Annotated in this window: 27 protein-coding genes; 20 read left to right on the top strand and 7 right to left on the bottom strand. The window is 63.6% G+C overall.

All coding sequences use genetic code 11. The features are described from left to right. Positions 1-40: 40 nt before the first annotated feature. From E8F20_RS11930 to E8F20_RS11915, 4 genes are all read left to right on the top strand, one after another. Positions 41-1,423 carry a nodulation protein NfeD gene (locus E8F20_RS11930; RefSeq protein ID WP_280283908.1) on the top strand — a complete coding sequence of 461 codons (1,383 nt, stop codon included), beginning with the start codon at positions 41-43 and terminating at the stop codon, positions 1,421-1,423. A gap of 2 nt (positions 1,424-1,425) precedes the next feature. Beyond that, the gene (locus E8F20_RS11925) at positions 1,426-2,193 is read left to right on the top strand and encodes a slipin family protein (RefSeq protein WP_280283907.1); all 768 of its coding nucleotides are present in this window, start codon (positions 1,426-1,428) and stop codon (positions 2,191-2,193) included. A 134-nt stretch (positions 2,194-2,327) separates the two neighbouring features. Then, a complete protein-coding gene (gene ald / locus E8F20_RS11920; protein WP_280283906.1) occupies positions 2,328-3,449 on the top strand; it encodes an alanine dehydrogenase in 1,122 nt (373 codons plus the stop codon). A gap of 227 nt (positions 3,450-3,676) precedes the next feature. Further along, positions 3,677-4,522 carry an EamA family transporter gene (locus E8F20_RS11915; protein ID WP_280283905.1) on the top strand — a complete coding sequence of 282 codons (846 nt, stop codon included), beginning with the start codon at positions 3,677-3,679 and terminating at the stop codon, positions 4,520-4,522. Between the two features lie 7 nt (positions 4,523-4,529). On the opposite strand, the gene E8F20_RS11910 is transcribed toward E8F20_RS11915, so the two are convergent. Beyond that, complete coding sequence (locus tag E8F20_RS11910) at positions 4,530-4,877, bottom strand: I78 family peptidase inhibitor (protein ID WP_280283904.1); 348 nt, start codon at positions 4,875-4,877, stop codon at positions 4,530-4,532. 169 nt (positions 4,878-5,046) lie between these two features. Between E8F20_RS11910 and E8F20_RS11905 the strand changes: the two genes are divergently transcribed. Together E8F20_RS11905 and lpdA are read left to right on the top strand one after the other, a co-directional pair. Continuing rightward, positions 5,047-5,928, top strand: a complete 882-nt coding sequence (locus tag E8F20_RS11905) for a pseudouridine synthase (protein WP_280283903.1) — start codon at positions 5,047-5,049, stop codon at positions 5,926-5,928. Between the two features lie 148 nt (positions 5,929-6,076). Further along, a complete protein-coding gene (gene lpdA / locus E8F20_RS11900; protein WP_280283902.1) occupies positions 6,077-7,477 on the top strand; it encodes a dihydrolipoyl dehydrogenase in 1,401 nt (466 codons plus the stop codon). A gap of 238 nt (positions 7,478-7,715) precedes the next feature. On the opposite strand, the gene E8F20_RS11895 is transcribed toward lpdA, so the two are convergent. Next, positions 7,716-8,207: a hypothetical protein gene (locus E8F20_RS11895; protein ID WP_280283988.1), complete on the bottom strand. Its 492-nt coding sequence runs from the start codon at positions 8,205-8,207 to the stop codon at positions 7,716-7,718. A gap of 450 nt (positions 8,208-8,657) precedes the next feature. Here E8F20_RS11895 and E8F20_RS11890 point away from each other — a divergent pair, with 450 nt between their 5' ends. After that, positions 8,658-9,464, top strand: a complete 807-nt coding sequence (locus E8F20_RS11890; protein ID WP_280283901.1) for a lytic transglycosylase domain-containing protein — start codon at positions 8,658-8,660, stop codon at positions 9,462-9,464. 286 nt (positions 9,465-9,750) lie between these two features. Beyond that, positions 9,751-10,377 (top strand): DUF2459 domain-containing protein, encoded by a 627-nt coding sequence (locus E8F20_RS11885; protein WP_280283900.1) that lies wholly within the window; start codon positions 9,751-9,753, stop codon positions 10,375-10,377. Positions 10,378-10,430: 53 nt separating this feature from the next. Here the strand turns inward: E8F20_RS11885 and E8F20_RS11880 are convergent, their stop codons facing one another. Next, the gene (locus E8F20_RS11880) at positions 10,431-11,360 is read right to left on the bottom strand and encodes a malate dehydrogenase (RefSeq protein WP_280283899.1); all 930 of its coding nucleotides are present in this window, start codon (positions 11,358-11,360) and stop codon (positions 10,431-10,433) included. A 611-nt stretch (positions 11,361-11,971) separates the two neighbouring features. Between E8F20_RS11880 and E8F20_RS11875 the strand changes: the two genes are divergently transcribed. The 5 genes from E8F20_RS11875 (at position 11,972) to E8F20_RS11855 (ending at position 17,477) form a co-directional block, all read left to right on the top strand. Further along, a complete protein-coding gene (locus E8F20_RS11875) occupies positions 11,972-12,868 on the top strand; it encodes a LysR family transcriptional regulator (protein WP_280283898.1) in 897 nt (298 codons plus the stop codon). A gap of 2 nt (positions 12,869-12,870) precedes the next feature. Further along, entirely contained in the window at positions 12,871-13,773 is a 903-nt protein-coding gene (locus E8F20_RS11870) for a LysR family transcriptional regulator (RefSeq protein WP_280283897.1), read from the top strand. A 170-nt stretch (positions 13,774-13,943) separates the two neighbouring features. After that, a complete protein-coding gene (locus E8F20_RS11865) occupies positions 13,944-14,570 on the top strand; it encodes a glutathione S-transferase (protein WP_280283896.1) in 627 nt (208 codons plus the stop codon). A gap of 51 nt (positions 14,571-14,621) precedes the next feature. Continuing rightward, positions 14,622-16,679, top strand: coding sequence for a pyridoxamine 5'-phosphate oxidase family protein (locus E8F20_RS11860; protein ID WP_280283895.1), 2,058 nt, complete (start codon positions 14,622-14,624; stop codon positions 16,677-16,679). Between the two features lie 321 nt (positions 16,680-17,000). Beyond that, positions 17,001-17,477 carry a nuclear transport factor 2 family protein gene (locus E8F20_RS11855; protein ID WP_280283894.1) on the top strand — a complete coding sequence of 159 codons (477 nt, stop codon included), beginning with the start codon at positions 17,001-17,003 and terminating at the stop codon, positions 17,475-17,477. A 305-nt stretch (positions 17,478-17,782) separates the two neighbouring features. Here the strand turns inward: E8F20_RS11855 and E8F20_RS11850 are convergent, their stop codons facing one another. Together E8F20_RS11850 and E8F20_RS11845 are read right to left on the bottom strand one after the other, a co-directional pair. Then, positions 17,783-18,526: an anti-sigma factor gene (locus E8F20_RS11850; protein WP_280283893.1), complete on the bottom strand. Its 744-nt coding sequence runs from the start codon at positions 18,524-18,526 to the stop codon at positions 17,783-17,785. Next, positions 18,523-19,029: a sigma-70 family RNA polymerase sigma factor gene (locus E8F20_RS11845; RefSeq protein WP_280283892.1), complete on the bottom strand. Its 507-nt coding sequence runs from the start codon at positions 19,027-19,029 to the stop codon at positions 18,523-18,525. Before E8F20_RS11845 ends, E8F20_RS11850 begins: the two co-directional genes overlap by 4 nt. Before the next feature lie 139 nt (positions 19,030-19,168). On the opposite strand from E8F20_RS11845, the gene E8F20_RS11840 reads away from it, so the two are divergent. The 5 genes from E8F20_RS11840 to E8F20_RS11820 all read left to right on the top strand — a co-directional run bounded on the left by E8F20_RS11840 (position 19,169) and on the right by E8F20_RS11820 (position 22,821). Next, positions 19,169-20,227 (top strand): catalase family peroxidase, encoded by a 1,059-nt coding sequence (locus E8F20_RS11840; RefSeq protein WP_280283891.1) that lies wholly within the window; start codon positions 19,169-19,171, stop codon positions 20,225-20,227. Next, positions 20,224-20,784: a cytochrome b/b6 domain-containing protein gene (locus E8F20_RS11835; RefSeq protein ID WP_280283890.1), complete on the top strand. Its 561-nt coding sequence runs from the start codon at positions 20,224-20,226 to the stop codon at positions 20,782-20,784. The genes E8F20_RS11840 and E8F20_RS11835 overlap by 4 nt, the downstream gene beginning before the upstream one ends. 46 nt (positions 20,785-20,830) lie before the next feature. After that, on the top strand, positions 20,831-21,088 hold the full coding sequence (locus tag E8F20_RS11830; RefSeq protein ID WP_028631281.1) for a DUF2790 domain-containing protein: 258 nt from the start codon (positions 20,831-20,833) through the stop codon (positions 21,086-21,088). Positions 21,089-21,334: 246 nt separating this feature from the next. After that, positions 21,335-22,435 (top strand): 2OG-Fe(II) oxygenase, encoded by a 1,101-nt coding sequence (locus E8F20_RS11825; protein ID WP_280283889.1) that lies wholly within the window; start codon positions 21,335-21,337, stop codon positions 22,433-22,435. A 56-nt stretch (positions 22,436-22,491) separates the two neighbouring features. Beyond that, a complete protein-coding gene (locus tag E8F20_RS11820) occupies positions 22,492-22,821 on the top strand; it encodes a DUF5629 family protein (protein ID WP_280283888.1) in 330 nt (109 codons plus the stop codon). Between the two features lie 90 nt (positions 22,822-22,911). On the opposite strand, the gene E8F20_RS11815 is transcribed toward E8F20_RS11820, so the two are convergent. Further along, positions 22,912-23,502, bottom strand: a complete 591-nt coding sequence (locus E8F20_RS11815; protein WP_280283887.1) for an XRE family transcriptional regulator — start codon at positions 23,500-23,502, stop codon at positions 22,912-22,914. Between the two features lie 57 nt (positions 23,503-23,559). On the opposite strand from E8F20_RS11815, the gene rhtA reads away from it, so the two are divergent. Both rhtA and epsC read left to right on the top strand, forming a co-directional pair. Further along, positions 23,560-24,453, top strand: coding sequence for a threonine/homoserine exporter RhtA (gene rhtA, locus E8F20_RS11810; protein WP_028631277.1), 894 nt, complete (start codon positions 23,560-23,562; stop codon positions 24,451-24,453). Between the two features lie 89 nt (positions 24,454-24,542). Beyond that, the gene (gene epsC / locus E8F20_RS11805) at positions 24,543-25,484 is read left to right on the top strand and encodes a serine O-acetyltransferase EpsC (protein WP_280283886.1); all 942 of its coding nucleotides are present in this window, start codon (positions 24,543-24,545) and stop codon (positions 25,482-25,484) included. A 301-nt stretch (positions 25,485-25,785) separates the two neighbouring features. On the opposite strand, the gene E8F20_RS11800 is transcribed toward epsC, so the two are convergent. Then, the gene (locus E8F20_RS11800; RefSeq protein ID WP_280282091.1) at positions 25,786-26,889 is read right to left on the bottom strand and encodes an IS110 family transposase; all 1,104 of its coding nucleotides are present in this window, start codon (positions 26,887-26,889) and stop codon (positions 25,786-25,788) included. Positions 26,890-26,974: the final 85 nt, after the last annotated feature.

Genomic DNA, 26,974 nt, shown 5'->3' with positions numbered 1-26,974 from the left:
AACTATGCTGTAAGTGAACACGGCATAGCGGGAGGTCGCCATGATCCGCCGGCTGCTACGCAGGCTCCTGTGCCTGGTCATGCTGTTGCCCGGTACGCTGCTGGCCGCCGGGAGCGTCACCGTGCTGACCGTGGACGGCCCGATCGGCCCGGCCACCGCCGACTACCTGACCCGTGGCATCGAACGCGCGGAGGCCGACAAGTCGCAGCTGGTGGTCATCCAGATCGACACACCCGGAGGCCTCGACACCTCCATGCGCAGCATCATCAAGACGATCCTCGCCAGCCCTGTGCCGGTGGCCAGCTTCGTCGCGCCCAGCGGCGCACGGGCTGCCAGCGCCGGCACGTACATCCTTTACGCCAGCCATATCGCAGCCATGGCGCCGGGCACCAACCTCGGGGCGGCGACGCCGGTGCAGATCGGCGGCATGCCGGGGCAGCCGGAAGGTGGCAAGCCCAGCGGCGACAAGGACGAAAAGACAAAAGATGAAAAGGCCACACAACGCAGCAACGAGGAAACCCTGACCCGCAAGCAGGTCAATGATGCGGCTGCCTACATCCGCGGCCTGGCACAGATGCGCGAACGCAATGCGGATTGGGCAGAAAAGGCGGTTCGCGAGTCCGTCAGCCTCTCCGCTGCCGATGCCCGCCGCCTGAAGGTGGTGGACCTGGTGGCCCACGATCTCCACGACCTGCTCCGCCAGCTCGACGGCAAGCCCCTCGAAATCGCCGGGCAGAAACTCATCCTGGCCACCAACGGTGCACCGCTGATCCAGCGCGAGCCGGACTGGCGTGCGCAGATCCTGGCGGTGATCACCAATCCCAGCGTCGCGCTGATCCTGATGATGATCGGGGTCTACGGACTGATCTTCGAGTTCTCAAACCCCGGCAGTGGCGTCGGTGGCGTGATCGGCGGCATCTGCCTGATCCTCGCCCTCTACGCGCTGCAACTGTTGCCGGTCAACTTCGCCGGCGTTGCGCTGATCCTGCTGGGCATCCTGTTCATGGCGGCGGAAGCCTTCATGCCCAGCTTCGGCATCATCGGCTTCGGCGGCATCGCCGCCTTCGTGGTCGGTGCCGTGATCCTGATCGACACCGAGGTGCCGGGCTTTGGCATTCCCCTCTCGTTGATCATCACCGTGGCGCTATCCAGTTCGCTGGTGATCTTCGCCATCATTGCCATGGCCGTCCGCGCCCGCCGGCGTGCGCTCGTCAGTGGCGACGCAGGCCTGGTAGGCAGCGAAGCCACCCTGCTGGACCTGGTGACGGACGACGCGCGCAGCGGCTGGGTGCAATTGCAGGGTGAGCGCTGGCAGGTGCGCAGCGATGCCCCCCTGAGGAGCGGCCAGCGCGTGCGCGTGCTGGCGCGCAATGGACTGTTGCTGGACGTGACGGCGGATGAACGTTCGCCCAAAGGAGACTGACCATGGCCTTTCCGCTGAGCTTTGCCACCTTCCTCTTCCTGTTGATCGTGCTGGCGGTCTCGGCCATCCGTGTCCTGCGCGAGTACGAGCGAGGCGTGGTGTTCCAACTCGGGCGTTTCTGGAGGGTCAAGGGGCCGGGGCTGGTTCTCATCATCCCGGCCATCCAGCAGATGGTGCGGGTCGACCTGCGAACCGTGGTCATGGACGTGCCGCCCCAGGACGTAATCTCCCGCGACAACGTCTCGGTGAAGGTCAATGCGGTGGTCTACTTCCGCGTGCTCGACCCACAGCGCGCCATCATCCAGGTGGAGAACTTCCTCATGGCCACCAGCCAGCTCTCCCAGACCACGCTGCGCGCGGTGCTCGGCAAGCACGAACTGGACGAGATGCTGGCCGAGCGCGAACGGCTCAACGTCGACATCCAGCAAGCCCTGGACGCGCAGACCGATGCCTGGGGCATCAAGGTGTCCAACGTCGAGATCAAACACGTGGACATCAACGAAACCATGGTGCGCGCCATTGCCCGCCAGGCCGAGGCCGAACGCGAGCGGCGAGCCAAGGTGATCCACGCAGCGGGTGAGCTGCAGGCCTCGGAGAAACTGATGCAGGCTGCGGAAATGCTCAGCCGCCAGCCCGGAGCCATGCAATTGCGCTACATGCAGACGCTGGGTTCCATCGCCAACGACAAGACCACCACCATCGTTTTCCCCCTGCCAGTGGACTTGCTCGGCGGTATGCAAGAAGGAAGGCAAAAGGACCAGGAAGACTGACAGCCTTCCAGCGACACTCTGTTTTGCCCGCCTTTTTCAGGGGGATTCCCTGAAAACCCGCCTCTATTCGGCGAGGGCGCGACGGGTGGGTTTCTACACTTGTTGAAAGGACAACAAGAACCTGGGAGATCGCCATGCGTATCGGAGTGCCGAAGGAGATCAAGAACCACGAATACCGGGTCGGCCTGACCCCGCAATCTGTGTCCGAGTTGACCCGCCTGGGGCATGAAGTCTGGGTGGAGACCAAGGCCGGGAGCGCCATCGGTTTTTCAGACGAGGACTACCAGGCTGCAGGCGCCAAGTTAGCCAGCAGCGCGGGAGAGGTCTTCGAACAGGCCGAACTGATCGTCAAGGTCAAGGAGCCCCTGACCCAGGAACGTGCCCGCCTGCGTCCCGAACAGACGCTCTTCACTTACCTGCACCTGGCCCCTGACCGTCCCCAGACCAACGAACTGATTGCCTCCGGGGCCACCTGCATCGCCTACGAGACCGTCACCGACAGCCACGGCCGCCTGCCACTGCTGGCGCCCATGTCGGAAGTGGCCGGGCGCATGTCCATCCAGGCAGGCGCCAGTTGCCTGGAGAAAGCCAAGGGTGGCCGGGGGGTGCTACTGGGCGGCGTGCCCGGTGTCGCACCCGCAAAGGTGGTGATCCTCGGCGGCGGCGTGGTCGGCACCCACGCACTGGCCATGGCCGTGGGGCTGGGCGCTGACGTGACCGTGCTGGACAGGAGCGTGGACGCCCTGCGCCGGCTGGACGCCCTCTACGGGAACCGCATTACCACGCTCTACTCCACCCATGGCACCGTGCGTGACCAGGTCCTGGCGGCCGATCTGGTGATCGGTGGCGTGCTGATTCCTGGCGCTGCGGCACCCAAGTTGGTGACCGCCGAAATGGTCGCACGCATGCAGGAAGGTGCCGTGCTGGTGGACGTGGCCATCGACCAGGGCGGTTGTGCGGAAACCTCGCGGGCCACCACCCATGCCGAACCGACCTACGTGGTGGATGGCGTGGTGCATTACTGCGTGGCCAACATGCCCGGTGCGGTAGCGCGCACCTCCACCCTGGCGCTGAACAACGCCACCCTGCCCTTCGTCATCGCCCTGGCGCAGAAAGGCACGCGCAAGGCGCTGGAAGACGACCTGCACCTGCGCCACGGCCTGAACGTGGCCAAGGGACGCCTCACCAACGGCAGCGTCGCCGCTGCCCACCATATGGACTACGTGCACCTGGAAGAAATGCTCAAACAGCTTTAGTTCAGGGGCTTTTGAGCCCCGATGGCCACGCCGCAGCAGGAGTCCTAGGCCCTCAACTGCGTCGTGGCCATTTTTATTGTGCGTGGCTCTGGCAGGTCTTGAGCCGGCGAGTAACGGGCGAAAGTCCCCCCTTTGCTCGTCAGGGGGAGGGAGGCTTCAGTCAAGCGCGATTCCCATCGGCTATGTCACTATCCCGCTTTTGCCAAGCGCCCAAGGACAGCCCCGCTGTGGAAACCTCGGTCTTCCTCCTGGTCCTCACCGCCGCCGCCCTGCATGCCGGCTGGAACGCCCTCCTCAAGATCGGCCTCGATCGCTTCCTCACCGCCTCGCTGATCCAGATCGCTGCCGGCATGGTCGCCCTGGTCGCCCTGCCTTTCGTGGTCCCGCCCAAACCAGAAGCCTGGCCCTGGATCAGCCTCTCCGCCCTCTTCCATATCGGCTACAACACCTACCTCGCCCGCGCCTACCAGCATGGCGACCTGGGCCAGGTCTACCCGCTGGCGCGGGGCAGCTCGCCCCTGCTGGTGGCCGTGCTGTCAGTGTTGCTGCTGGGTGACCAGCTCAGCCCCGGAGAGCTGACCGGATTGCTGGTGCTGGTTGGTGGGATCTGGCTGATGGCGGTACGCGGAAGCCACAGTGCCAAAGGCATCAACCGTTCGCTGCTGGGTTGCGCGCTGATGACAGCCGTGTTCATCGCCGGCTACACCCTGGCCGATGCGACCGGGGCGCGGCGCAACGGCGATGCGCTGTCCTATTCGATGTGGCTGTTCGCGGTGAATGCCCTGGTGATGGCGGTGGTGATTGCCATCACCAGGGGGCCGCGGACGTTCCTGCAACTGGGCCCGCATTGGCGCGGCGGCCTGGCCGGTGGGGCAATGTCGCTGGCGGCCTACAGCATCGCCATCTGGGCCATGACCCAGGCCCCGGTGGCGCTGGTTTCAGCCTTGCGGGAAACCAGTGTGCTGTTTGCCCTGTTGATCGGCGCGCTGCTGCTAAAGGAGCCGCTGCCGCCGATCCGTTTGCTGGCGTGCGGGGTCATCGCCGCCGGCGTGGTGCTGCTGAGGTTGCCCTGACGGCCGATCAGCCGCAGGTGAACTGTTTGACGATGTCGGTTTCGCTCACGTCGATATTCAGGCGGCGGGAGTTGTAATCCATGGTCACGGCATCATGGGGGCGCAGTATCCGTGCGGTTTCGGCACCGGATTGGCGCTTGGCCCGTTCGACCAGGGCAGTGTTGGCGGTCTTGCCGACCAGGGTGGCTACGGCGGTGGCATCGCAGGTGCCGGAGAATGACGGCGCGGCCGCGCTGGGAGATGCCTCGGCGGTCGGGGTGGCGGCAGTGGGCGCAGTGGGTTTGTCGGTCGAGCTGCAGCCGGCCAGGAGCAGGCCGGTAAGGGCAAGACTGAGGGAAATCGATTTGAAGTACATACAGCGGTCCTCTTCTGAAAATAACCTGGCGTGCGCCTGCAACGGGGCTTCCATCGCGGCGGGGCTCCTGCCCGCGGGCGCACGGCCGGTGCATTCTATCCTCTGCCTTTGACTCCGGTCAGTCAGCTGCGGCCTAATGCCCCGCCCCTGCAATCTGCCGAAACACTCCATGTCCCGTATCCCCAGCATCCGCCCCAGTACCCTCCACCTGCCCCAGGGCGATTGGAGCACAGTGCTGGACTGCCTCTGCGCGCGCTTCCCGGCCATTCCCCGCGACACCTGGGTGGAGCGCATGGCAGGCGGCAGGGTGACCGACGCCCAGGGCAATCCGCTCGGCCCGGAGCACCCCTATCAGGAGGCGCTGCGCGTGCACTACTTCCGCGAGGTGAAGGGTGAGAAGGCCATTCCCTTCGAGGAATCGGTGCTGCACATCGACGAACATCTGGTGGTGGCCGACAAGCCCCACTTCCTGCCGGTGATGCCTGCGGGCGAGTACGTCGAAGAAACCTTGCAGGCACGTCTCACCCGGCGCCTGGGCAACCCCCACCTGGTGCCGTTGCACCGCATCGACCGCCATACCGCCGGCCTGGTGCTGTTCTCCGCCAACCCGGCCAGCCGCAACATCTATCACGCCCTGTTCCGCGATCGGGAAATCCACAAGCGCTACGAAGCGATAGCCCCTGCACTGCCCAGCCTCTACTTCCCGCTGCTGCGGGAAACGCGCCTCGGCAAGAGCGAGCCCTTCTTCCGCATGCAGGAAGTAGAGGGCGAGCCCAATACCCGTACCCGCCTGGACGTGCTGGAGAAGAACGGCGAATTCTGGCGCTACGACCTCTACCCCATCACCGGCAAGCAGCATCAACTGCGGGTGCATCTGGCGGCCCTCGGTGCGCCCATCTGCAACGATGGCTTCTACCCGGAGCTGACCGACAAGGGCGGGCCGGACGACTATCAGCGCCCCCTCAAATTGCTCGCCCGCAGCTTGGCCTTCAACGACCCCATCAGCGGCGAACCCCGCTGTTTCGAGAGCCGTCTGACCCTGGACTGGTAAAGGCGCCCTTCGCACGTCCTCTTGACGGGAAATATGACCAGCATAATATTACAGCCGTAATCCCAGCAGATTATTGACCGGCTGGAAGGCTGCTGGTTGTCCACTAGGCTTCTGCATTCCCCTTACGACTTTTCGACAGGTAGAGCCCATGAGCGCATACGACGTGGTGGTGATTGGTGGCGGTCCAGGTGGTTACAACGCGGCGATCAAGGCCGGGCAACTGGGCATGAAAGTGGCATGCGTCGAAGGCCGGGAGACCCTGGGCGGCACCTGCCTCAACGTTGGCTGCATGCCTTCCAAGGCCTTGCTCCATGCCTCAGAGCTGTATGAGGCGGCAGCCGGCAAGGAATTCGCGACCCTGGGTATCCAGGTCGAACCCAAGCTTGACCTGGCGCAGATGATGAAACAGAAGGCCGAAAGCGTGACGGCGCTGACCAAGGGTATCGAGTTCCTCTTCCGCAAGAACAAGGTGGAGTGGGTCAAGGGCTGGGGCCGCATCGACGGTGCTGGCAAGGTTGTGGTGACCGCCGCCGATGGCCAGCAGCAGACCCTGGAAGCCCGCAACATTGTCGTCGCCACGGGGTCGGAGCCGACGCCCCTGCCCGGTGTGACCATCGACAACGAGCGCATCCTCGACTCCACCGGCGCCCTGTCCCTGCCTGAAGTACCCAAGCACCTGGTGGTGATCGGCGCCGGGGTAATCGGCCTGGAGCTGGGCTCGGTCTGGCGCCGCCTGGGCGCCCAGGTGACAGTGGTGGAGTATCTGGGCCGCATCTGTCCGGGCCTGGATGACGAGACTGCCAAAACCCTGCAGCGCGCCCTGACCAAGCAAGGCATGAGTTTCAAACTCAGTTCCAAGGTCACCACCGCCAAATCCAGCAAGACCGGCGTCGAGCTTTCCATCGAACCGGCAGCCGGCGGCCTCGCGGAAACCCTCAAGGCCGACTACGTGCTCGTGGCCATCGGCCGCCGCCCCTACACCCAAGGGCTGGGCCTAGAGACAGTGGGCCTGGCCACGGACCCGCGCGGCATGCTCGCCAACGAACGCTACCAGACGACGGCCCCCGGCGTCTGGGTCATCGGCGACGTGACCTCCGGCGCGATGCTCGCGCACAAGGCCGAAGACGAAGGCATCGTCTGCATCGAGCGCATCGCCGGACAGGCCGCCGAGGTGAACTACAACCTCATACCAAACGTGATCTACACCCGCCCGGAAGTCGCCAGCGTCGGCAAGAGCGAAGAACAGCTCAAGGCCGAAGGACGCCCCTACCGAGTCGGCAAGTTCCCTTTCACCGCGAACAGCCGGGCCAAGATCAACCATGAGACCGAAGGCTTCGTGAAGGTACTGGCCGATGAGCGCACGGACGAAGTGCTGGGCGTGCACATGGTCGGCCCGAGCGTCAGCGAGATGATCGGCGAGTACTGCGTGGCAATGGAGTTCTCCGCCTCGGCCGAAGACATCGCCCTCACCTGCCACCCCCACCCGACCCGTTCCGAAGCCCTGCGCCAGGCGGCGATGGATGTGCATGGCGCGGCGATGCAGGCGTAACTCCGCGCCCCCGCACGAAGCACCCGCGCCCGCCCATAGGTTGGCGCGGGACGAAGCGAGGCCCAACGCGCGGAAGCCTGATCACGGAAGACACTGCGCATTGGCAGATGCATCCGCGCGAAGATTTGCTGAGTCGGGAAGGCCGGTGGTTGCCCATCTTGAAGGGGAACTATCAGCCAAGAGCAGCTATCCGGCCGAATGGACTGGCCACCAGTGGCCGCTCGGCGCGCGGCTTAACTCAGGCGCTTGAGGTGCCGCGAGCGTACTTCTTCTGCAGGATCATCGACGCTTCGTTGTAGGCAGTCTGGAAGGCATCGCCGCCGAGCCAACTGACTGCCGTGTCTTCGTCTTCATCGTGGAAGATCCCGCGATAGACGATCAGCAGGCCCATCATGAAGTCGATGACAGCCTCTTCCTCTTCCTCGGCGACCACCAGCTCCAGCACCGGGTACTGCAGGAACACCAAGCACATCGCCAGTAGGCTGATGCCTTCGCCGACGTTCATCGCCTGGAACAGATCGTCGAAGTCCGCCGGGTCGAAACCGTTCTCTTCAATGTCTTTGAAGTCGAAGGTGCTCAGGTCGATTTTGACATCATCGAATGGCTCGTTGACCAGCGGATTGGCCAGAAGCGGATGAAAGACATTGGCCTTGGCTTTGCCCGAACGGTTCTGCTTGGCCTTGGTTTTGGCCCGCTGGGCACGTTTTTGCTGTTTATCAGAGGAGGCCATGGAGGCGGTTTCCTTGTTCGATGCAGCCATGCTCATGGCCTGGGGTATTCGGACGTGAATTGTATTCAGTCTTGGCCAGGTTCGTCGGCCCAGGAGGCAGATTTTTCGTGCTCCAGTCCTTTGTTTTCGGCCATGGCAAGCCGGGACGACGCATGGTGCGAACAATCAGGCCTGCGCCACGCGTGAGTACCGAAAGCCCGTACGTCAACGCAGGTTCCAAGGCCGGTTACAAGGGCTATAACTACCAGAACAAACGGTGGGTCATTCAGGATAGGCCCTGCACGGGCAGCGCCTGGGAAATCCTGGGGGCCTGCCAGTAACAGGAGCACGGCGAGCGTGCGCAATGCGCGCTGGGGGCTACCGCCGGCGACGACAGTCCCAGTTGGTGTTTCCCGATTGCCCGGGCCAGGTCCCCAGGGCCGATCGGCGCTTGCGGCGCGGAGCGATGTGATGAGTTCCAGAGCATGGCAATGGGCTCGCAAGAGCCTTCTCGGCTGCATCGAGCTGGCCTTGCTAGCCGTTCCACTGTGCGCCAGCGCCACGTTCAAGTGCCACGCCAGTGACGGAACCATCAGCTACACCAGCCAAGCCATCGCCAGCGCCCACTGCACTCGCCTGGATGCCATGGCGGGCGCCGCTGTCGACGCCAAGGCAAAGGCCCCGCCAAGGCTTGAGCGGGGCGACGACTCAGGCGCGGTGCGGATTCGGGTGTACACCTTCGTCCACAAGGGTGTTCGTAAATATGTAAGCCGGCGCCCCGTTGGGATCTCCGCTCGGGTCACTGTCCTTGAGCTCGATTACATCAAGGGCTGCTATCTGTGCATGGCGCCGAAGGATTTCAAGGTCGCCTCACTGCGCCTGGACACCCGCTCCTATCGGCGGGAGATCGAAGCCGCTTCGGGTCATTTCGGCGTCGACGGGGCGCTGGTCCGCGCAGTGATACATGCCGAATCGGCGTTTCGCCCCAACGTCATTTCCGTAGCCGGCGCCCAGGGGTTGATGCAGTTGATGCCCGCCACCGCCGAGCGCTTCGCCGTAGACGATCCGTTCGACGCGCGACAGAACATTCGTGGCGGCACGCGCTACCTGGCCTGGCTGCTCAAGCGCTTCAACGGCAACCAGGTGCTGGCGTTGGCAGGTTACAACGCCGGCGAAGCGTCCGTGGTCAAGTACAACGGGGTGCCTCCCTACGCCGAGACGCAATCCTACGTCACCCTCGTGCAGTCCTTGACCGAACGCTATCGCAACCATCGCTAGTACCGTAGGGCGCATAACTCGCAATAGGTTCGGCCCCTCCACGGCGGACAGCGCTGGAACATTATCCGCGCTCGATCAATACGCCGGGCGTGGAATGGCTCAACAGAACGTCCACGCTCACCGGTATCTAGCGAACATTTCTGCCTGCCGCGATTGCCCCTGGATGCCTGCTTGATGGTGCGGGCCAGCTTCTATGCTTGTATAAGCACCCACCCCTGCCGGGGTGTTCCACGTACGTTAGCGAGCCACCAAACCCTTGTGCATGCGCATTGTAGTGCTGGCCCTGATGCTGACACTGTTCGGCTGCGCGACCGCGTCGGCCCCGCCAAGGGACGAGGGTGGCGATTGGCGGTCCGTCTATGTAGTGAATCATGGCCTGCATACCGGGTTGGCAATTGCGCGCCCCGATCTACTTCAGGTGCTTCCCGAGCTGGCCGAAGAATTCGGCGACGGCGACTTCGTTGAGTTCGGCTGGGGTGACGAGGACTTTTACCGAGCCCCACAGGCCACCTTGAGCCTCGCCCTGCGAGCCTTGTTCGGGTCGACGGGAACCGTGCTGCATGCGGTCAAGATTGACGGGGACCCCAGGCGGCGTTTTGCCGCAAGCGAGGTCATCGAGGTGCGGGTGACGGAGGACGGCTACCGGCGACTGCTCGCGTTCGTGGCCGGGACCTTCACCCACTCAGCGACGGGCACCTTGGCGATGCTCGGGCCTGGCCTGTATGGAGAGAGCCGGTTCTACCAGGCCGAGGGTAGCTATTCGCTGTTTTATACCTGCAATACCTGGGTCGCAGAGGCACTGGCGGCGAGCAATTGCCCAATGTCGCCTACAGCGGCGATTACGGCGGGGAACGTCATGGCGCAGCTACGCCGGGCGACAGCGGTTGGTGCATCCTGCCGGGTTACCCGCTAACCCGCGCTGACGATGGGAGGTATCCAACCTTGTGCCCCCTCGTATACCCCCACTCACAAAGCTTTCATTTCAGCAATATCACGCACCACCTGATCTGCAGAGCGGTCGAACATCGCCTGCTCTTGCGCATCCAGAGGCAACTCGATTACCCGCACAACCCCCTCCGCTGCCAGCACACAGGGGACCCCCATGGCAATATCTGTACGCCCGTACTCGCCCTCGAGAATCGCGACCGTCGGCAAAATACGGTTTCGCCCATTGGCGATAGCATCCACCATCTGTGCAATGGCCACGCCCGGCGCATCGCAGGCGCTCCCCAGCTTCTTCAAACCCAGAATCTCGCCGCCACCCTGACGTGTGCGCTCTACAATCCGCTCTATCTGCTGACTGGACAGGAAGTGAGACAGCGGCACTGAACCAACCGCACAGTAACGCATCAGCGGCACCATGCTATCGCCATGCCCTCCGAGCACCAGCGCCGTGATATCCCGAGCAGAAAACCCTGTCTCCTCGGCGATGAAACACTTCATGCGCGCTGTATCCAGCACCCCCGCCTGCCCGAACACCCTGTCGCGTCCCAGCCCACTGAGACTCCAAGCCCGATAGGTCAGCACGTCGACCGGGTTCGACACCACCAACACCGTCGCCGCCGGAGCATGACGATTAACATCCAGCATGATGCTGTCGAGAATTGGCAGATTGATACTCAACACATCCTGGCGCGACTGACCGGGCTTGCGGGGCACACCCGCCGTAATCACCACCAGGTCAGAATCCTGCAGCAACTCGGCATTGGACCCGCCGTAAACCCGGGTATCAGAACCTGACTCAACTGCCGCCTGCCAGACGTCCAGCGCCTTGCCCTGCGCCAACTCACCCTGCACGTCAATCAACATCAACTCACGACAGAACTCTTCCCGGGCGATGATCTGAGCGGCCGCCTCACCCACAATACCGACACCCACAATTGATAGCTTTTTCACCTCACACCTCCCGGCAGCGCGCGCCTTCAGCAACACGCCCACCCTTGCAGAGAAGTATTACCCGCTAATGCAAAAAGACCACCCGAAGGTGGCCGAAGCCGTCGCTAACGGGCAGTCGTAGCCCGGATGAAATCCGGGAGGGGCCTCCCGATCAGAACGACAACGCCCGCCCCAGCGCGTAGTTGTAGCCGTCCCTCGACCAGTACCGCGCCTCCAGCTCGCCGGCCGGGCTGGTCGCCTGGTTCTACGACAAGTACGGCGAGCGCGCTTTAACGCGCGACGAGATGCTGGACAACATCTCGCTCTATTGGCTGACCAACACGGGCACATCCAGCGCACGAATCTACTGGGAAAAAAGTGCCAGTAGCGCAAAGCCAGAGCCAATCTCGATACCGACAGCCGTGACGATACTTCCCGGCGAGGAGACGAGCAGAGTTCGACTCCTTGCTGTTAGCCAAAAGGCAAAAAACCGACCCAAAGCTACCGGTGGAGATTGGCAGTAACCGGCCGAAACTAACCTTCAAAAACATTATTAGGTTACCGTCCGCGCTACGCTGTTAGCGGCTAATCCACTCAGCAAACTGGCGGTGATTGTGGACAGGTTTCAGGAAATGAAGGTGCTGCTGGCCGTCGCGGAAGCAGAGAGTTTTGCCGGCGGCGCCAAGTTGATAGGGATGTCACCGCCAAGCGTAACTCGTGTGATAGCTGGTCTGGAAAATCGCCTGGGAACACTGCTGCTCGCACGTAGCACCCGGAGCGTACGCCTGACTGAAGCGGGGCGGCGCTATGTGGATGACTGCAAGCGCATCCTGCTCGACCTGGAGGAAGCCGAAGAGCTGGCGACCGGTAGCAGTGTTCGCGCTCGTGGCAACCTGACAGTGACTGCGCCGGTTATGTTCGGCGAGCAATATTTAATACCTCTGATCACACAGTACCTGGCAGAGCACCCGGAAGTGACTGTAAATGCCCTGCTGGTGGATCGCCTCGTGAACATGGTCGACGAGGGGGTGGACATAGCCATTCGCATAGGTGAGCTGCCGGACACCGGCCTGCAGGCCGTCAAGGTCGGGCAGGTCGCTACAGTCGTATGTGCTGCCCCGACATTTCTTGATCGCGTCGGCAGACCCGTGGAACCAAGCGATGTGTTGGGGTTGCCGATGGTGATGTCATCGGCGAGTAGTTTGCTCACCGACTGGCAATTCAGGGTGGGGGAAAGCACTATCGTTTTGCATCCCAAACCGCGCCTGATTGTCAGCTCCAACCAGGCATCTATCAATGCCGCACGGATGGGCTGGGGTCTTACACGGGTTCTGTCTTACCAAGTGGCCGAGCCGGTGGCGAAAGGCGAACTTGAGATCCTGCTCGAGGCGTATCAGACACCTGCACTGCCGGTGCACATGCTGTATCAGGGCGACAAGCGGGTGTCAGCGAAGGTGCGTACTTTCGTTGACTACTGCTCCGCTCGACTCATTGCAGATCCAGCACTGCAAACCGTTTCGGTGGCATAGGAATGAGCCGATATCGCGAGATGCGGGCATTCGAAGCGGTGGTGCAGACCGGTAGCCTGGCCGCCGCAGCTCGGCATCTCGAGCTGTCGCCAGCAACCATCATGCGCACCATTGCGTCCTTGGAAGCGCGCCTACACAACACCTTGCTATTTCGCAGTCCGCGCGGTGTGGAGCTGAGCCCGGCTGGCGAGCAGTTCGCGCAAAGCTGTCGGCAAATCCTGGAAGAGACCGAGCGTGCCGATCGTTCTGCTGCCGGCCGGCATGCTCGACCCGGTGGCCAACTGACGGTTGCAGTTCCGCTACTGATGGATTTGCAGATCTTCACCCCGATAGTCCTGTCCTATCTGGACGCCTATCCTGATGTATGCCTGACGATCCAGACCAGCCATGGAGCACCCAATCTCCTCAAGGATGGCATCGACATTGCGCTGGTCGTCGGCCAGTTACCCAACTCATCCGAGTTCGCTGCTTCACTGGGTATGGTCAGGCCAATTGTCTGTGGCTCACCCGACTACCTGCGCGCATGGGGGCGTCCCGAAACACCTGAAGATCTCAAGACTCATCGAGCAGTGTTTAGCTCGTCTCCAGGCTATGAGACGGGCTGGCGTTTTCCTTGCGCTCGCTCCACCCGCCTGGTGAACCCCACGCAAGTGCTTACCTGCACGACCCAGCGCGCAGCCATTCGTGCAGCGACACTGGGAGCAGGCCTGGTTCGTTGCATGAGCTACGAAGCCCATGATGAGTTGGCTAGCGGGTTACTCGTGCCGGTGCTTGCGGACTTCGCCAGTCCGCAAGCACCGGCGCAGTTGATCTACCGCCACGGCCGCCGCGCCGAGGCACGAGTGCGGACCTTTATCGACTTTACTACGCCCCTGTTGCGTGCCCATCCGGCCTTTATGGGCTGAGGTTGCAACGTCCTCCCATCACGTTTTATTTCGGAAAACGAAATTATGGATTGCTCTGCATGGTGGTTCTGCTTCGCCAGCGATGGGCGCAGCATGTCTCCACCAACGCAACAACCGCCAACCTGGTTTGCAGCTGCGTTGAGTCCCACGACCCAAACGGAGCCATCGCCATGCCAAACGCCATCAAGCTGTATCGCCACCCGCTGTCCGGCCACTCCCACCGCGTCGAGCTGTTCCTCTCGCTGCTGAACCTGCCCACCGAGCTGGTGTTTGTCGACCTGGCAAACGGCGCCCACAAAACAGCCGAGTACCTTGCTATCAACGCCTTCGGCCAAGTACCCGTGATTGACGACAACGGCACCCTGATCAGTGACTCCAACGCGATCCTGGTCTACCTGGCAAAGAAATACGGCAACGGTAGCTGGCAGCTACAAGACCCACTCACCGAGGCGCGCATCCAGCGCTGGTTGTCGGTTGCTGCTGGCCAGGTCGCCTATGGCCCGGCCGCCGCGCGGCTGATCACGGTATTCGGTGCCGCATTCAATGCCGACGAGGTCATCGCCCGCGCCCATGCCCTGCTCAAGGTAATGGAGGTCGAACTCAGCGACAGCCCATTCCTGGCGGGAACCGAGGCCAGCATCGCCGATGTGGCTAACTACAGTTACATCGCCCACGCCCCGGAAGGCAACGTATCGCTGGAGGCTTACCCGAATGTGCGTGCCTGGCTGCAACGTATCGAAGCACTGCCTGGCTTCGTTCCCATGCAGCGCACCGCCGCAGGTCTGCAAGCCAGCTAAATACCAACCATGCTGCCGGAGCCCCGGCAGCTCTCCCAAGGAGCGCCAGCCATGGACCATCTGCCCAAGCACCGTAAATCACCGTGGCACGCCGGCGAGCGAGCGCTTCAGGAAATTGTCCATGCCTCCGAGCAGATGGAAGTGATCGGGCAGAAGGTCATCCGCAACTACATGCCTGACCAACACCGTGAGTTCTATCACCAGTTGCCGTTCATCGTGGTCGGTGCTGTAGATACGGACGGTCGCCCCTGGGCCACTCTGCTCGAAGGGCCAGAAGGCTTCGTCACTTCCGCTGACCCGCAGCACCTGCTATTGGCTGCACAAACCGATCCGCACGACCCGGCCGCCTCTGGCCTGCAGGCAGGCCATGCGATCGGCATGCTCGGGATTGAGCTGCATACGCGTCGGCGCAATCGCATCAATGGCGTGATCCAGCAGGTTTCGGCAGAGGGGCTCGAGGTTTCGGTCGAGCACTCCTACGGTAACTGCCCCAAGTACATTCAGGAGCGCTCCTATACGCGCGTCGCCGAGTCGTCGAGCAGCAAGGCACCGCGCCGAGATTTCAATGCGCTAGACGAATACACCAGCGCCCTGATTCGCACGGCCGATACGTTCTTCATCGCCAGCTACGTCGATCATGATGCCCACAATCGCTCCGTAGACGTATCCCATCGAGGCGGACGTGCCGGTTTCGTGAAAGTCGAAGGCAACCGGCTGACCATTCCCGACTACGCCGGAAACCTGTTCTTCAACACCCTGGGGAACCTGCATACCAACCCGATCGCCGGATTGCTTTTCATCGATTTTGCCACCGGCGACACACTGCAACTCAGCGGGCGCAGCGAACTGCTGCTGGACAGTCCCTTGATCAAGTCCTTCGAAGGCGCAGAGCGCCTTTGGACCGTCGAGGTTGAGCACGTAGTCCTTCGCCCGGCCGCCGTGGCCATTCGCTGGCAATTTCACGGCTACGCCCCCACCAGCCTGGCGACCGGGATTTGGGATGAAGCCGACGAGCGTGTGCGGCAGTGCGAACAACGCCGGCAATGGCAGCAATGGCGAGTCGCGCGAGTACAGCAGGAAAGCAGAGATATCCGCTCGTTCTACCTTGAGCCACAGGACAGCGCCGTAGTGCCATTCGCCGCAGGCCAGCACCTGCCGATGCGCATCATGGGTTCAGAGGAAGAGGCTCTGGTCAGGACTTACAGCGTTTCTAGCGCGCCTTCCGATGGGCATATCCGCATCAGCGTGAAACTGCAGGGCAAGGCCTCGCGCCACCTGCACGAGCACGTGCAGGTGGGTGATCTGCTGGAGGTGCGGATGCCGTTGGGCAGCTTCACCCTGGTTGATGAAAACGAACGACCGGTGGTGTTGATCGGTGCCGGCGTTGGCATCACCCCAATGATCTCGATGGTCCGAGAGCTGGTAGCGCAAAACCAGCAACACCAGAGGACACGCAAAATCCACCTGTTCCAGAGCGCAAGAACGCTGGAGGAACTGCCATTTCAGCTGGAGCTGGCGGAGTTACTGCAGGGCTCGGCTGGACTGCTGCATATCCATCGTGCCTTGAGCAATCCAGGAACCGAGGCGCTACTCGACCGTGATTACCAGTTGGCAGGCCGCCTGGCCTTCGCCCAGGTCAAGGCACGACTGCCGCTGGATGACTATGACTTCTACCTCTGCGGCCCAGCCGGATTTCTTCAGGACATGTACGACGGTCTGCGTGGGGTGAACATCCCGGATCATCGCATCCATGCTGAGGCATTCGGCCCCTCTGCGCTGCGCCGCTCGGAAACCGAACTGCCACCGACATGGGTTCAGCCACCGGCGGCCGGAGTGCCAGTGCCGGTGTATTTCTCGGCATCTGCAACCGAAGCGCGCTGGAAGCCCGACAGCGGAAGCCTGCTGGAACTGGCCGAAAGCCGTGGCCTGACGCCCGAGTTCAGTTGCCGTGGCGGCTCATGCGGAACCTGCGCCGCCCGGCTGATCAGTGGCTCCGTGCATTACACAAATCCACCGGCGCAGTTGCCGGACGGCGACAAGGTGCTGATCTGCTGCGCCGTACCAGCGCAAACCGAGGGCACCCCACTCCCCCTGGTCCTTGATCTTTAGCGAGGAGCTGCGAGATGAACAGAACAGCTTTCCATAGCTGGGAAATGGACCAGCTTCTGTCGTGGGACGACGCGCCAATGTCGTCGCGGGGCGCTGATGCAATGGAGTGGGAGGCGAGCCTTCTGCTACCACAATTGGTCGCCACGCCCGAGCACCCTGCCAGTCTCGTTGAAGAGTCGACGCATGAGTCGGCCGGCCGCCTCTCGAGCTTATGGCGGGCAGTGCGAACGACCGTCCCTGCCCCACTCGCTTGAGTCGCGTTTTATCGGCCAACTGAGCAGTGTCATCCCCCATTCACCTTTGCCACCAGGAGCAACAGCCATGTCTACGTCCGAAGTTCGTCAGCCGGTTCCGCCATTCACCCGCGAGACCGCCATCCTCAAAGTCCGGCTGGCCGAAGACGGTTGGAACAGCCGCGATGCTGCCAAAGTGGCTCTCGCTTATACCCCCGACACTAAGTGGCGCAACCGTGCAGAGTTCGCCACCAGTCGGGCCGAGGCCGAGGCATTTCTCACGCGTAAGTGGAACAAGGAACTTGAGTACCGCCTGATCAAGGAGTTATGGGCATTCACCGCAAATCGCATTGCTGTACGGTATGCCTACGAATGGCATGACGACTCCGGCAACTGGTACCGTTCCTACGGCAACGAGAACTGGGAATTCGCCGAGAACGGCTTGATGGCCCATCGATTCGCTTGCATCAACGACCTACCTATTACCGAGGCCGAGCGGAAATTCCGCTGGCCGCTTGGGCGTCGCCCTGATGATCACCCAGGCCTATCGGAGCTGGGTTTGTAATGTCCCTATAACGGATGCTTGGCCATGTGTGCCAACTCTGACGTTGTTGATGAAGGACAGTCAGGAGGTGTCGCAATGAGTGCTCGCGCGGCGGGTGCAGCCGTTGGTGAAACGACTGCATTGCGGACCCTACAGCGTCCGGTATCAGCCATGCTCCGCATGGGTTTCGTGCCTCGACCCATCCTACGGATCTGAGCTGGCGATTCTTGTGGGGGCGATTTCAATCGCCAAGCAGGCCGCAGGACTGCCCCTCGTGGCTGAGGGGCAACTCCGTTGCCCTTGGCGAATGAATTGGCCCCTTCCGATCAGAACGACAACGCCCGCCCCAGCACTTCCCCGCGCGGGTCCCCTTCCCGGCTGACCAGCGCGTAGTTGTAGCCGTCCCTCGACCAGTACCGCGCCTCCAGCTCGCCATCACGGCGCTGACCCTTCTGCATGCTCGGATACAGCGAGCCCGGCGCCCGCAGGTACAGGCTGACCCGCTGCCCCTGGCCGTCTTCGAACAGGAGCAAGGCTGCTGCGCCCTGCTCGGTCACCAGCCAGCGACCGCCCACCGGGGTGAAGCCATAGGGGCTGAGATCAGGAATCCGCGCCGCGTGGCTGAAGCGCTGGTCCAGCCAGGCTTGCAACTCACCCGACACACGCGCCTGGATATCCACCACCGGGCTGGTCGAGAACAGCCGATGAGCCTGCAGGGCATCCTGCATGGGTGGGTTGGACGCCAGCAGGCTCATGTCCCGCGCCTGCCAGCCGCCCAGGCCGCCTGCGCCCAGCGCCAGCACGAAGGACGCTGCCAGGGCCAGGCGGCGCTGCTTGCGGGCACGCAGCGAAGCGCGGATCGCTACCGGTTCGAGGCGCGGGTTGGGGGCGACGCCCGGATTCGCCAGCGCAGCGCGCAACCATTGGGCGTCGCGCCGCCAGGCCTCTACTTGAGCGGCCGCTTCCGGATTGGCCGCCAGATAAGCCTCCACCGCTTGGCGCTGCTCGGCGTCCAGCTCACCGTCGAGATAAGCGTGCAGGTCGTCTTCGCTGGGATGGAATGCGTTCATTTGAGTACCCGCAGCTGAGGGTTGGACATCTCGCCCTCGGCCAGTTCGCGCAGCGCCTTGCGTGCGCGGGACAGCCTGGACATCACGGTGCCGATGGGAATCCCCAGGGCTTCAGCGGCCTCCTTGTAGCTGAGGCCTTCCACACTCACCAGCAACAACAGTGCACGTTGTTCCGCCGGTAGCCGGCCGAAAGCTTCCAGGGTGGCCTGGTTGACCACCAGCTCTTCAGTGGAAGGGGCTTCCTGGCTGCGGCCACCGAAGAACTCCAGTAGCCGCGCATGGCGACGGGCCTTGCGCTGCCCATCGAGGAACTGCCGGTAAAGGATGGCGAACAGCCAGGCGCGCAAGTTGCCGTCGCCTTTGCTGCCCCAGCGGGAAAGTGCCCGTTCCAGGGTTGCCTGGACCAGGTCATCGGCGCTGCTGGCATTGCGCGTCAGCCACAGCGCAAATCGCCTCAGCCGCTGTAACAACTCCCGCAGTTCCGCGTCATCGATCATGTTCATAGTCAGGTTGTGTGCCGCTTCTGCCAAAGGTGCGACAGAGAGACGTGCGAAGCAGGATTTTATTCCCCGTCGGGAATAAAGCTTGGGGCGCCGCGTCTCACCGGCTCATGGACAAGGGCATATGGCCCGGGAGTATCGCATGAGCAAGGCAACACCCAAGGGGTTCGACCTGGCCGCCCGACTGGCCCTGATCGGCTTCGCCGTCGGCGGCCTGGCCGCAGGTTTTGGCTATGCCGCCGGCTGGCTCGGTAGCGAGCGCCTCACCCCGCACCAGATCATCGACGCCTTCGAGGCCAATGCCGGCAAGTTCCCCGGCTACCGCAAGAATCACGCGAAGGGCATCTGCATTGCGGGCCATTTCGAGAGTAGCGGCCAGGCCGAGAAGCTGTCCCGCGCCAGCGTCTTCGCCCCTGGCAAGGTGCCGGTGATCGGTCGCCTGGCCATCGGCGGCAGCAATCCCCACGCCCCGGATGCCGGTGTTCCGACTCGCAGTATGGCCTTGCTTTTCCAGCTGCCCGGCGGTGAACAGTGGCGCACCGGCATGAACACCCCGCCGGTGCTGCCGGTGGCCACCCCGGAGGCGTTCTACGAGCAGGTGCTCGCCTCGCGCCCCGATCCCACCACCGGCAAACCCGACCCTTTGAGGATGCAGGCCTTCTTTGCCGCCCATCCGGAGAGCGCCGCGTTCCGCCAATGGGCGCAGGCCGCGAAACCCAGCAACAGCTTCGCCAACGTCGCCTACAACGGCATCAACGCCTTCCGCCTGGTAGATGCCGCCGGTAATGGCCAGTACGTTCGCTGGTCCGTACAGCCGGAGGCAGCCTACGCGCCCTTGGGCGAGGCCGGCAATGATCCGGACTTCCTCAGTCATGACCTGCAACAGCGATTGGCCCAGGGCCCGCTGCGTTGGCACCTCGTACTGACGCTGGCCGACCCCGGCGACCCGACCCACGACGCCACCCGCCAGTGGCCGGCCGAGCGCCGTCAGGTGGACGCCGGTACCTTAGTGGTGGAAAGCGCCGAGCCCCAGGACACAGGCGCCTGTCGCGACATCAACTTCGACCCGTTGGTGCTGCCGGACGGCATCCAGGCCTCCGACGACCCCATCCTCGCCGCCCGCTCGGCCGCCTACGCCGTGTCCTATAACCGCCGCACCCGCGAAGGTGCGCCCCATGCCGCGCAAGGAGCCCAACAATGACTGCGCCCACCCATTTCAGCCTGTTGCTGCGGGTCATTCACTGGCTGATGGCGATCCTGCTGCTGGCCATGCTCTTCATCGGCGTCAGCATGGTGGGCGACCTGTCCCCGCGCCACAGCACCCTGGTGGCCCTGCACAAGCCCCTAGGCGTGACCTTGCTGGCCCTGGTACTGATCCGTCTAGCCGTGCGCCTGGCCAGTCCCACACCGCCCCTGCCCGACGACATGCCCGGCTGGCAACGGGGAGTCGCCAAGCTGTCCCATCTGTTGCTGTACGCCCTGATGCTCGCCCTGCCGCTGGTGGGCTGGGCGATGCAGTCCGCTGGCGGCTACCCGGTGGCGCTCCACGAGTCCGTATTGCTGCCGCCCATCGCCCCGCAGGACGCCCGGCTCTATGCCTCGCTGCGCCTGGCCCACACTGTACTGGCGTACCTGCTGTTCATCAGCATCCTGGCGCACCTGGCGGCGGCCCTCTACCACGCGCTCATCCGCAGGGATGGCGTGCTCTCGAGCATGACCACCGGCAGCGGCATTCGCCCGAAGCCTGACGGTCAGTAGACGCGGGACTACCCGCAACCTCCCCTCTCCAGCAGGAGAATCCACTATGAAAACCCTTGTCGTCGCCCTGACTCTCAGCCTTGCCTCCACCGCCGCCCTGGCCGCCACGACCGACCAGGCGACGCAACCCGTTACCCAGTACGAATACGGGGTGCACCTGGATATCGCCCGGGTGGTGCAGATGACCGACCTCTCTACCTTCTGCGGTATCGGGCCGGCGCGCATGACGTATGAGGACAGCCAGATGCAAGAGAAGACGATCGAATACCTGGTCTGGGGAACCGGGTGCAAGAACGACTATTGAGGCCAGCACATCTGTAGGCTGGGCTTCGCTGCACTCGGCCCTGCCTACAGAGTGGCACGGAACCGACGACCTCCCGGGTATTGGCAAGCCCCGGTCGGAAGCGGCCTCCCCACTTGAACCCGGCATAGGTTCGCCGCCTGGGAGCGAGTAAAGCACCGGTCATACCCTGCGATGCCGCGTCCGGCGGCGGGCAAGGCACGCGGAATGCGGGTGGTCTAGCTTGAGTTCAAGCAGATGGAGGCAACCATGACCCAGCGCAATTCCCCCGTGGACCCGGGCGAAGCGGTGCCCTGGTTCACCAGCAGCACCCCCAGCCGGGAACGCTTCACCTTCGATACCGTCGCCGGGCGCTATATCGTCCTCAGCTTCCTGGGGTCATCCTCGGACCCGACGGCAGCGCGCGTACTCACTGACCTGCTGGCGCGCCGCGAGCGCTTCGACGACGACCAGGCGAGCTTCTTCGGCGTCACGGTCGACCCGCGTGATCGCGAGCAACAGCGCATCCGTGACCTGTTACCCGGCATCCGCTTCTTCTGGGATTTCGACCGCACCATCTGCAACCTGTACGGCGTGCAACAGGAAAACGGCGCCGTCCGTCAGATGACCTACCTGCTCGACCCGCGCCTGCGGGTGATCGCCGCGCTGCCCATCCGGCCCGGTGGCGAAGGCCACGTGGACGCCCTCCTCGCCCTGCTCCAGGCCCAGGACCCCATACGCCCGGCTAGCATCGCCCGGGCCCAGGCGCCGGTGCTGGTCATCCCACGGATCTTCGAGCCGGGCCTGTGCAAAGCGCTGATCGACTACTACGACCGGCATGGAGGTACCGAATCCGGCTACATGATCGAGCGTGACGGCAAGACGGTGGAGGAGGTCAAGCATGACCACAAGCGCCGCCGCGACTGCTCCCTGGACGACGATAAACTGCGCGACACCTGCGCACATCGCATCACCACGCGGCTGGTGCCGGAACTGCTCAAGGCTTTCCAGTTCCATGCCACCCGCATGGAGCGTTACCTCGTGGCTTGCTACGACGCCGAAGAAGGCGGTCACTTCCGCCCCCATCGCGACAACACCACCAAGGGCACCGCCCACCGCCGCTTCGCGGTCTCCCTGTTCCTCAACAGCGGCGAGTACGAAGGTGGCTGCCTGCGCTTCCCGGAATTCGGCCGCAGCCTGTACAGCGCCCCAACGGGCGGCGCCGTGGTGTTCTCCTGCTCATTGCTGCATGAAGCCACCCCGGTCACTGCCGGGCGCCGCTATATGTTCCTGCCCTTCCTCTACGATGAAGAAGGCCGGCGCATTCGCGAAGAAAACCAGCAATACCTGGAAAGCTCGGCCGAGCAATGACGGGCGTCCTGGCTTATCATCCCGCGCCACTCGACCGATTGATGGATGCACGCCCCATGACTCACCCAACCCTGCTGGATGCCCTGCTGGCCGCCGACATGCTGGAAATCGACGACCTCCACGCCTGGGAGTTCGACCTGGATGAAACACTGCTGGACGCCCTGGAGGCAGGCCAGCCGGGTGATCCCGAGGCCCAGCTGCTGCGGGTCGAGTGCATCGACGGTCGCACCCGCCGCGAATGGCGTTTCACCCAGGCTGCCGTGCAGAGCGCAGGTTTCGACGCCGAGACCGGCTGCTGGAAGCTGGCTGGAACCGACGGCGAGCACCTACTGCGCTGCCTGGATGCCTTCGGCGGTGACGCCGAGGATGAGGACGAGCAGGCGTAACTGCCCTCCTCCATCAACACTCGCGCTCCGGACGGCAGGCGAAAAAGCGCCGTCCGCCCACTCTACGAGGCTTCCGGCCACGTCTGAGGCTCAGGTCAGCACATTGCGAACGAAGCGCACCATCACCTCGCCTTCATTGGCATAGGTGTAAAGTCGGTCGCTGCCGAACACCAGGAAGTCTCCAGCCTCGACTCGCTGTTTATCATCGCCGCGCAGCACACTCAGATTGCCCTCGATCACAAAGATCATCTCGCGCCAGCCTTCGGCATCCGGTTCGGCCGTGTAGCGCTCACCCGGCGCCAGCGACCAGCTCCAGAGCTCGACTTCATGGCGAGTCGCCGAACTGGCCAGCAGGGTGGCGCGACTGCCCGGTTTGCTGCCCACCCAGGCCACGGCATTGATACGTGAACGGTCGGGACGATCCGGCTGCTGCACCAGATCGGGGAACAGCACGCCAAGGGCCGCAGCGATGCGATCCAAGGTGGCCAGGCTGACGTTCACATCGCCACCCTCGATGCCCACCAGCATGCGCCGGCTGACACCCGCGGCCGTGGCCAGGGCCTCCTGGCTCAGACCTGCGGCGCGGCGCAGCCGGCGGACGTTTTCCGAGACATGTTCGAGAACGTTGGGACGTTCATCCGATTTGGGCAACATATTGCTCACACCCTGACTTTTGCGCATTATGTTGCACATAAGCATATCAAGACGCCAGCCCTTCTACATTTCGGATTCCGCCAAATGCCCCCGCTGTCGAGCCGCCTCGCTTCCACCCTGCTGCCTGTTTCCGTCCTCATGGTGGCCATGGCTTCCATCCAGAGTGGCGCCTCCCTGGCCAAGACCCTGTTCCCGGTCATCGGCGCCCAGGGCACGACCACCCTGCGCCTGGTGTTCGCCGCCATCATCCTCGCGCTGATTCTGCGCCCGTGGCGCGCGCGCATCAGCAAGGCGTCCCTGCGACCGCTGATCATGTACGGCCTGGCCCTGGGCGGTATGAACCTGCTGTTCTACATGTCCCTGCGCACCATTCCGCTGGGCATCGCCGTCGCGCTGGAATTCACCGGGCCGCTGGCGGTAGCGCTGTTCGCGTCGCGGCGGGCCATCGACTTCATCTGGATCGGCCTGGCAGCCCTGGGCCTCTGGCTCCTGCTGCCACTCGGCAAGACCGGCGGCCACCTGGACCTGACCGGCATGGCCTACGCCCTGGGTGCGGGCATCTGCTGGGCGCTGTACATCCTCTACGGTGCGCGTGCCGGCAGCGACCACGGCATGCAGGGTGCGGCGCTGGGCGTGCTGGTGGCCGCCCTCTTCATCGCCCCGGTCGGCATCGTGCACGCCGGCACCGACCTCTTGCGCCCGGAACTGTTGCCCGTTGCCCTGGCCGTCGCGCTGCTCTCCACGGCCATCCCCTACACCCTGGAAATGATCGCCCTTACCCGCCTGCCGGCGCAGACGTTCGGCACCCTGATGAGCATCGAGCCGGCATTCGGCGCGCTCTCCGGGCTGATCTTCCTCGGCGAGCACCTGTCGCTGCTGCAGTGGCTGGCGATCCTCTGCATCATCCTCGCCTCCATCGGTTGTACCGTGACAGCACCGCCACGCCAGCAGGCCCAGCCCCTGGTGCCGGCCGACTGAACACAGGTTTACGGCAAATCACCTCTTGCAGAAAACAGGTGATTCTCCGCACGCTATAGCGATCCGGACCGCGCCATACAGGTACCCCAATGAACAGACTTCCCTACGTCGCCACCGGCTGCCAGCCGGTGAACTGGCAGCTCGACCAGATCGTCAACGACCTGCGCGACGCCCGCGCCCAATGGCGCAGCCAACATGGCCGCCTGCAGGACCGTGGCGGCCGCGAACTGCCGTCGCGCGTCACTGTCGGGCAAATCATAGAGGCCCTGGGCGGCGCCCTCTTCCCCATGCGCCTCGGCCCGGCAGACCTGCGTGAGGAAAGCGAGGACTTCTACGTCGGCCACACCCTGGACGTCGCGCTCAACGCCCTGGCCGGTGAAGTGCGCCGCGAGCTCTCCTACGCCGCACGACAAAATGGCGCCAGCGGCGATGACATCGCCTGCCAGGCCATCGAGATCGTCAAGGGATTCGCCGCCACCCTGCCCAAGCTGCGGGTGCTGCTGGATACCGACGTGCTGGCCGCCTTCCAGGGCGACCCGGCGGCGCGCAGCGTCGATGAAGTGCTGATCTGCTATCCGGGCGTGCATGCGGTGATCCACCATCGCCTGGCCCACTACTTCTACAAGGCCGGGCTGCCGTTGCTGGCGCGGATGATCGCCGAGATCGCCCATTCGGCCACCGGCATCGACATCCACCCCGGCGCACAGATCGGCAAGAGCTTCTTCATCGACCATGGCACGGGCGTCGTCATCGGCGAGACGGCGATCATCGGCGAGCGTGTCCGCATCTACCAGGCGGTAACCCTCGGCGCCAAGCGCTTCCCATCGGACGAGGAAGGCAACCTGCAGAAGGGTCAACCGCGTCACCCGATCGTCGAAGACGATGTGGTGATCTATGCCGGCGCGACCATCCTCGGCCGCATCACCATCGGCAAGGGTTCCACCATCGGCGGTAACGTCTGGCTGACCCGCAGCGTGCCGGAAGGCAGCAACATCACTCAGGCCAACCTGCAGAACGAATGCGGGGTTTGAGTGCCACGGCCGGGCCACGCTGATGGGTGTCGTTCCTCTACCCATCCTATGTATGGACTCGCCTTTTACTGTCAACCCGCTTTGAACAGAGAAACCCGGTTGCATCTATGTATCAGGCCTCAGCAAGGGAGCCGCAAAGGGGCTCCGGGCCAACATTGTCTGAGCTCGCGCCGTGCCAATTACGAAGAGGCTTAGGGGCCAGTAGGATGGCAGGCATCATCGCGCGACGGTCTGACCTGGGGTCAATGTTCTCAGCAGCGGTTGAGGCGCTCAGCGCCTCGGTGGCGGGATCTCGTGGGATCTATTCGGCTATCGTTGCTCCCGGTTGGACAGAGGGATTACGGCAGTAGCGGGCGTCCGACTGCAGCAGCACCCAGACGATACGCAAGTTGCGGTTGGCCAGACGTATGGCCGCCCCCTTGCGTCCGTGCCGCTGCATCCAGCGGTTCAGCCGACGGTCGTCCACTTCCTCGGAGTCAGCCTTGAGCGTGCGGAGCACCGCATGGGCGCCCTCGACCATCAGGCTGCGCAGATAACCATCACCGCGTTTGCTCATCTTGCCGAGCCGAACCTTCTGCCCGCTGCTGTGCTGATCGGGTACCAGGCCAAAGTAGGCCGCGAACTGGCGTGCATTCGGGAAGCACGCGGGCTTGACCTGCTTGGCGACCAGGGCAGTGGCGATGATCGGCCCAACCCCGCGCACGCTCATCAGTCGCGAGGCGGTCTTGTCCGCGCGTGCACATTGTTCCAGCCGTTTGGTCAGCAGCAGGAGACGGCCTTCCAGCGCCTGCCATTCCGCCTGCATATCGGCGATCAGCTCACGCAGCAGGTCTGGCAGCGGCAACGTGGCATCCTCCAGAATCCGGCTCACGCGGTCGCTGAGCGCTGCAGCGCCTTGCGGGATCGCCAGGCCATGCTCGAGCAGCAGCCCCCGGATTTGATTGCCCAGCGTCGTCCGGCGCCGTAGGTAGCCCTGTCTGACCCGATGCGCCGCCTGCATGGCCAGGGCCTCCACGGTTTTCACCGGTACGGCATGGATGGTGGTATCGCGTCCGGCGCGCAAGATCGCCTGCGCATCGTTGCGATCGTTCTTGGCACCACTGCGGTGCTCGGCGACTCGCTGTGCGGGTAACAAGCGCACCTGACAACCCAGGGCCTGCACCTGTCTTGCCCAGGCTTGTGCGCCCGGCCCGGTCTCCAGCAAGACCGTCGCGCCCTTGGCGATCTGGTACAAAAACCTCGAGAACGCCTCGCGCGACTGGAGACGCTTTTCGTACACCAGCTCTCCGTGCGCCTCTTCGCCGGCGATTTGGAACACCTGCTTGGCCAGATCAACAGCGACTGTCGTGCACAGAGAGAGCGTTTCCGGGTGTGCAGCTTGCGGTTTCGTCGTACGCTTTTGCATGGCCTTGCCCTCGCTGTCGGTGGTTATCGTAGGGTGCCACCGTGGCGCGCTCGACGCCTCGGCGAGGGCGAGTCCATCCAATTAC

The organism is Pseudomonas sp. BN415 (assembly GCF_029871195.1).
Classification (GTDB): domain Bacteria; phylum Pseudomonadota; class Gammaproteobacteria; order Pseudomonadales; family Pseudomonadaceae; genus Metapseudomonas; species Metapseudomonas resinovorans.
This window is presented reverse-complemented; position numbering and strand designations above follow the sequence as displayed.

Excerpts from the sequence above, each read along its gene's own strand:
- E8F20_RS11875 (WP_280283898.1), top strand. The coding sequence starts at position 11,972 with ATGAAGGTGCTGCTGGCCGTCGCGGAAGCAGAGAGTTTTGCCGGCGGC.
- E8F20_RS11830 (WP_028631281.1), top strand. The coding sequence starts at position 20,831 with ATGAAAACCCTTGTCGTCGCCCTGACTCTCAGCCTTGCCTCCACCGCC.
- E8F20_RS11905 (WP_280283903.1), top strand. The coding sequence starts at position 5,047 with ATGTCCCGTATCCCCAGCATCCGCCCCAGTACCCTCCACCTGCCCCAG.
- E8F20_RS11820 (WP_280283888.1), top strand. The coding sequence starts at position 22,492 with ATGACTCACCCAACCCTGCTGGATGCCCTGCTGGCCGCCGACATGCTG.
- E8F20_RS11885 (WP_280283900.1), top strand. The coding sequence starts at position 9,751 with ATGCTGACACTGTTCGGCTGCGCGACCGCGTCGGCCCCGCCAAGGGAC.
- E8F20_RS11855 (WP_280283894.1), top strand. The coding sequence starts at position 17,001 with ATGTCTACGTCCGAAGTTCGTCAGCCGGTTCCGCCATTCACCCGCGAG.
- E8F20_RS11910 (WP_280283904.1), bottom strand. The coding sequence starts at position 4,877 with ATGTACTTCAAATCGATTTCCCTCAGTCTTGCCCTTACCGGCCTGCTC.
- E8F20_RS11895 (WP_280283988.1), bottom strand. The coding sequence starts at position 8,207 with ATGGCCTCCTCTGATAAACAGCAAAAACGTGCCCAGCGGGCCAAAACC.
- E8F20_RS11925 (WP_280283907.1), top strand. The coding sequence starts at position 1,426 with ATGGCCTTTCCGCTGAGCTTTGCCACCTTCCTCTTCCTGTTGATCGTG.
- E8F20_RS11865 (WP_280283896.1), top strand. The coding sequence starts at position 13,944 with ATGCCAAACGCCATCAAGCTGTATCGCCACCCGCTGTCCGGCCACTCC.
- E8F20_RS11800 (WP_280282091.1), bottom strand. The coding sequence starts at position 26,889 with ATGCAAAAGCGTACGACGAAACCGCAAGCTGCACACCCGGAAACGCTC.
- E8F20_RS11845 (WP_280283892.1), bottom strand. The coding sequence starts at position 19,029 with ATGAACATGATCGATGACGCGGAACTGCGGGAGTTGTTACAGCGGCTG.
- E8F20_RS11930 (WP_280283908.1), top strand. The coding sequence starts at position 41 with ATGATCCGCCGGCTGCTACGCAGGCTCCTGTGCCTGGTCATGCTGTTG.
- E8F20_RS11860 (WP_280283895.1), top strand. The coding sequence starts at position 14,622 with ATGGACCATCTGCCCAAGCACCGTAAATCACCGTGGCACGCCGGCGAG.
- E8F20_RS11850 (WP_280283893.1), bottom strand. The coding sequence starts at position 18,526 with ATGAACGCATTCCATCCCAGCGAAGACGACCTGCACGCTTATCTCGAC.
- E8F20_RS11835 (WP_280283890.1), top strand. The coding sequence starts at position 20,224 with ATGACTGCGCCCACCCATTTCAGCCTGTTGCTGCGGGTCATTCACTGG.
- E8F20_RS11825 (WP_280283889.1), top strand. The coding sequence starts at position 21,335 with ATGACCCAGCGCAATTCCCCCGTGGACCCGGGCGAAGCGGTGCCCTGG.
- E8F20_RS11870 (WP_280283897.1), top strand. The coding sequence starts at position 12,871 with ATGAGCCGATATCGCGAGATGCGGGCATTCGAAGCGGTGGTGCAGACC.
- E8F20_RS11890 (WP_280283901.1), top strand. The coding sequence starts at position 8,658 with ATGAGTTCCAGAGCATGGCAATGGGCTCGCAAGAGCCTTCTCGGCTGC.
- epsC (WP_280283886.1), top strand. The coding sequence starts at position 24,543 with ATGAACAGACTTCCCTACGTCGCCACCGGCTGCCAGCCGGTGAACTGG.
- rhtA (WP_028631277.1), top strand. The coding sequence starts at position 23,560 with ATGCCCCCGCTGTCGAGCCGCCTCGCTTCCACCCTGCTGCCTGTTTCC.
- ald (WP_280283906.1), top strand. The coding sequence starts at position 2,328 with ATGCGTATCGGAGTGCCGAAGGAGATCAAGAACCACGAATACCGGGTC.
- E8F20_RS11840 (WP_280283891.1), top strand. The coding sequence starts at position 19,169 with ATGAGCAAGGCAACACCCAAGGGGTTCGACCTGGCCGCCCGACTGGCC.
- E8F20_RS11815 (WP_280283887.1), bottom strand. The coding sequence starts at position 23,502 with ATGCGCAAAAGTCAGGGTGTGAGCAATATGTTGCCCAAATCGGATGAA.
- lpdA (WP_280283902.1), top strand. The coding sequence starts at position 6,077 with ATGAGCGCATACGACGTGGTGGTGATTGGTGGCGGTCCAGGTGGTTAC.